Source organism: Rhodococcus sp. NPDC059234 (assembly GCF_042754225.1).
Lineage (GTDB): Bacteria > Actinomycetota > Actinomycetes > Mycobacteriales > Mycobacteriaceae > Rhodococcus_G.
Genome location: NZ_JBHZAH010000181.1, coordinates 1 through 6,611, shown reverse-complemented (window position 1 = coordinate 6,611; position 6,611 = coordinate 1). Strand labels below are relative to the sequence as shown.

Annotated in this window: 5 protein-coding genes; 1 reads left to right on the top strand and 4 read right to left on the bottom strand. The window is 71.2% G+C overall.

Going from position 1 to position 6,611, the window contains the following annotated elements:
* Positions 1 to 28: 28 nt before the first annotated feature.
* From ACFXGJ_RS23670 to ACFXGJ_RS23655, 4 genes are all read right to left on the bottom strand, one after another.
* Complete coding sequence (locus tag ACFXGJ_RS23670; protein WP_378625698.1) at positions 29 to 955, bottom strand: DUF5336 domain-containing protein; 927 nt, start codon at positions 953 to 955, stop codon at positions 29 to 31.
* 183 nt (positions 956 to 1,138) lie between these two features.
* On the bottom strand, positions 1,139 to 2,053 hold the full coding sequence (gene sucD, locus ACFXGJ_RS23665) for a succinate--CoA ligase subunit alpha (RefSeq protein ID WP_378625697.1): 915 nt from the start codon (positions 2,051 to 2,053) through the stop codon (positions 1,139 to 1,141).
* 13 nt (positions 2,054 to 2,066) lie between these two features.
* Complete coding sequence (gene sucC / locus ACFXGJ_RS23660; protein WP_378625696.1) at positions 2,067 to 3,236, bottom strand: ADP-forming succinate--CoA ligase subunit beta; 1,170 nt, start codon at positions 3,234 to 3,236, stop codon at positions 2,067 to 2,069.
* Positions 3,237 to 3,379: 143 nt separating this feature from the next.
* Complete coding sequence (locus tag ACFXGJ_RS23655; protein WP_378625695.1) at positions 3,380 to 5,161, bottom strand: hypothetical protein; 1,782 nt, start codon at positions 5,159 to 5,161, stop codon at positions 3,380 to 3,382.
* A 549-nt stretch (positions 5,162 to 5,710) separates the two neighbouring features.
* On the opposite strand from ACFXGJ_RS23655, the gene ACFXGJ_RS23650 reads away from it, so the two are divergent.
* A complete protein-coding gene (locus ACFXGJ_RS23650; protein ID WP_378625694.1) occupies positions 5,711 to 6,559 on the top strand; it encodes a M23 family metallopeptidase in 849 nt (282 codons plus the stop codon).
* Positions 6,560 to 6,611: the final 52 nt, after the last annotated feature.

Below are 6,611 nucleotides of genomic sequence, written 5' to 3'. Positions count from 1 at the left end.
CCGAGGGGCGTCGATGCGGTTAGTACGGTCAGTCGTCCTTCTGGTCGGGCGGCGTGGGTGCGGCACCGAACGCCTGCGTCGGTGCGGGGGCGCTCGGCGGCTGCTCGGCCGGAGTCGCGGGCTCGGCCGGCTTCGGCACCGCGACCGTCTCGTCTGCGGGGGGCGCGGCGTGCTGCGACTTGCCGTAGGACTGCCCGGCCTGCGGATATGTCGGGGGCTGCGGCGGCGCGTAGGGGTTGGGCTGGCCGTAGCCGGCCTGTCCGGGCCCGGCCTGTCCCGGCGCCGTCTGGGGGTATCCACCCTGGTACTGCCCCTGCGGGTAGCCCGGCGTGGGGGGCGGTCCGTACGGCTGCCCGGGCTGCGGGTAGCCCTGCGGCGGCTGGCCGTACCCCTGCGGCGCCTGCCCGGGCTGCGCACCGTATCCCGGCTGCGGCTGGCCGTACCCGGCCGGCGGCTGGCCGTATCCCGGCTGCGCGAAGCCTGCCGGCTTGGGCGCGGGCGGCTTGAGCAGGCCCAGTTCGTAGAGCACCACGGCGATGGCGAGCACCGCCTGCACGAAACCGAGGACCAGGTTGAGTACCCCGCCCCAGGCCAGCGTCACGCCCTCGGACAGGCTGAACAGGAAGAACAGGCCGACCAGGAATCCCACCAGCGACGTGGCCGCGGCGATGCCCTTGTACGGGTTGCCCGGCAGCAGCGACAGGCCCGCGAGCAGGGCTCCGACCAGCAGCAGCGCGAGCCCGATGACCGGGTAGCCGCCCTCGAAGGAACTCTGGCTCAGCGTGGTGTCACCGTACGTGCTGACCTTCGCGAACGGCGCGAACCCGAACAGGAAGTTGACGACGCCCAGCGCAAGCACACCCAGCGTGAGCAGGTGTGGCAGGCCTTTCGCCGCGAGTCCGCCGGAGGGCTGCGCGGGGGGACCGTAGCCGGGCCCTGCGGGCGGGTAGGTCATGATCGGCTCCTTGCTGTCGATGCGCGTGCGGACTCCTGTCTTCTGAACGCTAGCGCACAATCCTGTGTTGAACCTGGGGCGCGTGTTCACGCTGTGACGGATGTCCGAGGGCCTCGAAACGGCCGAAGGGCACCCACGCTCGCTCGAGGCGAGGCGGGTGCCCTTCGGCAGGACTGCGGGGCGTCAGGCGCCCACGGTCAGGCTCTCGAGGATCTCGCGCGCGAGAGCGGCGGTCTCGGACGGCGTCTTGCCGACCTTGACGCCTGCCGCCTCGAGGGCGTCGTTCTTGGCCTGTGCGGTGCCCGAGGAACCGGAGACGATGGCGCCGGCGTGGCCCATTGTCTTGCCCTCGGGGGCGGTGAAGCCAGCGACGTAGCCGACGACCGGCTTGGTGACGTTGGCCTTGATGTAGTCGGCCGCACGCTCCTCGGCGTCGCCGCCGATCTCGCCGATCATGACGATGAGCTTGGTCTCGGGATCGTTCTCGAACGCCTCGATGGCGTCGATGTGCGTGGTGCCGATGACCGGGTCGCCGCCGATGCCGATGGCGGTCGAGAAGCCGTACTCACGCAGCTCGAACATCATCTGGTAGGTCAGGGTGCCGGACTTCGACACCAGGCCGACCGGGCCCTTGCCGGCGATGTTGGCCGGGGTGATGCCGACCAGCGCCTCGCCGGGGGTGATGATGCCGGGGCAGTTGGGGCCGATGATCCGGGTCTTGTTGCCCTTGTCGACGTTGTAGGCCCACGCGTACGCGGAGTCCTGCACCGGGATGCCCTCGGTGATGACCACGAGCAGCGGGATCTCCGCGTCGATGGCCTCGACGATGGCGTCCTTGGAGAACGCCGGCGGGACGAACGCGATGGAGACGTCCGCGCCGGTCTTCTCCATGGCCTCGGCGACGGTCGCGAAGACCGGCAGCTCGACGGCGTTGCCGTCCTTGTCGGTGTGCGAGACAGTCGTGCCGGCCTTGCGGGCGTTGACGCCGCCGACGACCTGGGTGCCGGCCTTGAGCATCAGGGCGGTGTGCTTGGTGCCCTCGCCGCCGGTGATGCCCTGGACGATGACCTTGGAGTCCTTGGTCAGGAAGATTGCCATTGTTCTAGTCCCTTTACTTCGCTGCGAAGGCGAGCTCGGCGGCCTTGTCGGCGGCCTCGTCCATGGTTGCGACGACCGTGACCAGCGGGTGGTTGGCCTCGGCGAGGATGCGGCGACCCTCTTCGACGTTGTTTCCGTCCAGGCGCACGACGAGGGGCTTGTTGGCCTCGTCACCCAGGGTCTGCAGGGCGCCGACGATGCCGTTGGCGACCGCGTCACAGGCGGTGATGCCGCCGAAGACGTTCACGAACACGCTCTTGACCTGCGCATCGTTCAGGATGACGTCGAGGCCGGCGGCCATGACCGCAGCCGAGGCGCCGCCGCCGATGTCGAGGAAGTTGGCGGGCTTGACGTTGCCGTGCTTCTCGCCCGCGTAGGCGACGACGTCCAGGGTCGACATGACCAGGCCGGCGCCGTTACCGATGATGCCGACCTCGCCGTCGAGCTTGACGTAGTTGAGGTCGTTCTCCTTGGCCTTGAGCTCGAGGGGATCGGTGGCGTCCCGGTCCTCGAAGGCCTCGTGGCCGGCCTGGCGGAAGCCGGCGTTCTCGTCCAGCGTGACCTTGCCGTCGAGGGCGAGGATCTGGTCGTCGGGGGTGCGCACGAGGGGGTTCACCTCGACGAGGAGCGCGTCCTCCTTGATGAACACCTCCCAGAGCTTCTGGATGGTGACGGCGGCGGCGTCGAGCACCTCGGCGGGCAGCTTGCCGGCCTCGGCGATGCTGCGCGCGAACGCCAGGTCGACACCCTTGACGGCGTCGACGGAGATCTTGGCGAGAGCGTCGGGGTTCTCCTCGGCGGTGACCTCGATCTCGACGCCACCCTCGACCGAGCACATGGCCAGGTAGGTGCGGTTGGTGCGGTCCAGCAGGAAGGAGATGTAGTACTCCTCGGCGATGTCGCTCGCCTCTGCGACCAGCAGCTTCTTGACGACGTGGCCCTTGATGTCGAGCCCGAGGATGGACTCGGCGTTCGCGACGGCCGCGTCGACGTCGGCGGAGTACTTCACGCCACCGGCCTTGCCGCGGCCACCGACCTTCACCTGCGCCTTGATCATCACCGGCTTGCCGATTTCCTCGGCAATCTCACGTGCGCCCGCGACCGTGTCGGTAACACGCCCGGCCGACGTCGGCACTCCATGCTTGGCGAAGAGTTCCTTCGCCTGGTATTCGAAGAGATCCATCTGCTCACCGTCTCGTCTGCGTTGACGCCCGCTCGAGGGGTAAGAGCGGGTCCGTTCGGACTGTATCTAGTTGAATCAATGACCCATCGGTCGCCTTGGTGCTATGTGGCATATCTCACGGGGTGACACCGGTGCGCGGCAGGTCACCGGCGATCATCGCGAACGGCCACCACAGCCGTCGCCGTCAGCAGCACCACGCCGAGGATCGCGGCCACCGCACCGGGCCCCATCACGGGATCGATCACCCGGCCGCTGGTCAGCGGCCACCCAATCAGGTATACGCCCATGGCCCCCGCCGCGCCCAACAACCCCGCCGCGGCCCGCGCGGGTCGGGCCTTCGCCGCGACCGACACCGCAACCGCCACGACGACCGCGAGCAGCGCGCGCCCCCACATGTCCCACCCCCACGGCCAGTGCGCCACCGAGTCCGGCCCGAAGCCGGCGCCCCGATAGAGCGGCAGCGCCAGCGCGACCACCGCCACCGCCGCGGCCGGCACCCCGACCACCAGCACGGGGCGCCGGGGCGGGACGTCCACGGACGTGTCGATGCCCTCACGCTCGGCGGACCCCGCGCACCAGGCCAGCAGTCCCGTCCCCGCCGCGGCGACGGCCGCGAGTCCCAGCACCCAGGCCCCGGCACCCGGCCCCACCCCCGGCAGATCGGACGCGACGACCACCGACTGCAACACCCCGGCGACGGCCGCGACGAGCGCGGCCCACAGCACCCCGGCCGCGGGTCGCACCAGCGCGGCGAACTCCGAGAGCAACAGCCACACCGACACGACCACCAGGACCGCGCCGGCCACCAGCACCACCCGGGTGGCGAGGATCTGCGGCTGCGGGAGTCCGTCGGGAACGGAGAGCGCCGGCAGCAGGGCACCCACCGCCGCGAGCAGTCCCGCCGCGATCCCGGCCAGTCCGGCGTACCGGTGCCAACGGTCGACCCGTGCGCGGGCCGCGGCCTCGGCGGCCGCAAGCGCCTTGGCCTTGGAGGGGGCGGAATTCCCGGCGGTCGACACCGACGACCCGACGTCGCCGAGGCCACTCGTCAACGCGGCGATCCCACGCCGCGCCCGCGCCGCCGCCACAGCCGGGATCGAGGCCCCCACTAGGACGAGCACCGCGGCGGCCACCGACGCCGCCACGGGTCCGGGTGCGAGCCCGACGCCGTCACCGGCCGTGACGCCTGCCGCCAGCTGCGCCCCCGACAGTCCGAGCGCGGCGGTGCCGGCGCCGACCAGGGCGCCTGCCGCGACGCCGGGCGCGATCGACACCAGCGCGGCGGCAACCACCACGAGCACCGCGACCGCGACCAGTGCCGTCCCGATCGCGGTGGCCGGGGGCGAGCCGAGCAGCGGGTGCACCAGCAGCACCGGGTCGGACGAGCGCAGCGGTTCGGCCAGCGAGGCGACTGCGAAAACGAGTGCGGCCAGGGCGGTCACGGCGCTCAGTCCGGCTCCGACCCGGCGCGCCACGGAGGCGTCGTCGTGGTCGGGGTAGTCACTGTGGCCGTAGCCGTCTTCGTGCGAGGCGCGCGCGACGGTCAGCAGGCCCAGCAGTCCGGCGAGGACGCCGAGCGCGTGTCCGGCCAGCATCGTGGAGGCACCCGGGCCCGCGGTCAGGTGTGCGGCGGTGAGCGGACGAAACAGCTCGAGCCGGTTGGCGTCCACCGGATCCGCCCACAGTTGGAGGTCGAGCACCAGTAGTCCGAGCGCGACCGACCCGGCGCCCGCGGTCAGCGCGCCCGCGACCGCCGGGGCGCGACGGACGACGACCAGTCCCGCGACGGGAGCGACGGCGGCGCAGAACACCGCGACCACGGCCGCGGCGAGCACCGCCGACCCCACCTCGGGGCGGACGACTCCGATCGGCCCTGCGAGTGCGACCAGAACGGCGCCGCAGAGGCCGACGGCGACCGCCGGCACGGCGGTTCGCCGGGGATCCGGCGGGCCCGGAGCGTCGGCGGCTGCTCGCCCAGCGATGCGTCGGGGTTCGGCGCGGGAGGTGGACCGGTCTCGGGGTGAGGGCGACACGGGATTCGACGCTAGCCGCGCGGCCGCTCCCGCCGGGCGGCCGACACGAGTTCGAAGCCTCGATCGACCAAAGCCCGTGATCAATTTGTGATGCATCTCACAATTGCCCGGTCAGCGGCATGGAAGAGTTGCGGGCCTCGCGACCGTTTCGTTACCGTCGCTTCGGTCAATGTCACAGGCAGGTCACAAACGGAAGGGTTGAGGTTGTCCAGACACCGCGCACCCTCCGTAACCAGCCACTACACAGTTCAGCCGGTACCCGACCCGGGACCCGCAACAGACTTGATCACCGCAGGTCGTGCCGCTGATTCCCGGTTCGCGACGGCGAATGCACCGAGTAGACCGGCCCTGCCCTTCACCGCCGACGACGCCACCACGCAGTCGTATTCGCAATACTCGGCGCAGCGTTACACCGGGTCACAACATTTCGAGACCCCCCGCGTGAACTTCCGCACCACCACGCACGACCAGCACGACAACACGTACGCCCCGGACACGGCGGCGACGGATCTCGACTCGGATTTCGCAGCTCCCGCTCGACGCGGTGGAGCGCACCGAATCCCCACTCCCCCCACCGCGCTCAAGGGCCGCGCCGCCGTCGTGGCGGTTGCCGCCGGCGCCGTCGTTGCGGCCGGGCAGGCCGCGCTCGACAACGGTTCGTCCGCCACCTCCGAGGTCGCCCTCGCCGCAGACGACAGCGCATCGAACATCGCCGCGACCGCCGAGCCGCAGGCCGCGCAGTTCGGTGCCGCGTCCACCGGGTCCTCGCAGGCCCCGCAGGTGCTCAACGTGGCCGATCCGGCCGACCTCAGCCAGTTCTCGAACCTGCTCGCCAAGGGCCAGCGGTTCAGCCAGGAGCGCGCCGCCCGCGAGGCAGCCGCCCGCCGGCCGCTGTTCGTGCTCCCCGCCGTGGGCACGTTCTCCTCGGGCTTCGGTTCCCGCTGGGGCACGCTGCACGCCGGCGTCGACATCGCCAACGCCATCGGCACCCCGATCTACGCCGTTGCCGACGGAGAGGTCATCGACTCCGGGCCCGCCTCCGGCTTCGGCATGTGGGTGCGGCTCAAGCACGCCGACGGCACCATCACCGTCTACGGCCACATCGACTCGTCCCTCGTCTCGGTCGGCCAGCACGTGATGGCGGGCGACCAGATCGCGCGAATGGGCAACCGCGGCTTCTCCACCGGACCCCACCTGCACTTCGAGGTGCACCTCGCGGGCGACAACAAGATCGACCCGCTGCCGTGGCTCGCGACCCGCGGCATCAGCCTCGGCGTCGAGCGCGACTGAGCTCCGCAGCCCCAACAGCACCCGACGAGGGCCGCCTCCCGACCTGGGGAGG

What these genes read in the sequence shown, in the direction of transcription:
- ACFXGJ_RS23670 (WP_378625698.1), bottom strand. Translation starts at nt 955, where the DNA reads ATGACCTACCCGCCCGCAGGGCCCGGCTACGGTCCCCCCGCGCAGCCC.
- sucD (WP_378625697.1), bottom strand. Translation starts at nt 2,053, where the DNA reads ATGGCAATCTTCCTGACCAAGGACTCCAAGGTCATCGTCCAGGGCATC.
- sucC (WP_378625696.1), bottom strand. Translation starts at nt 3,236, where the DNA reads ATGGATCTCTTCGAATACCAGGCGAAGGAACTCTTCGCCAAGCATGGA.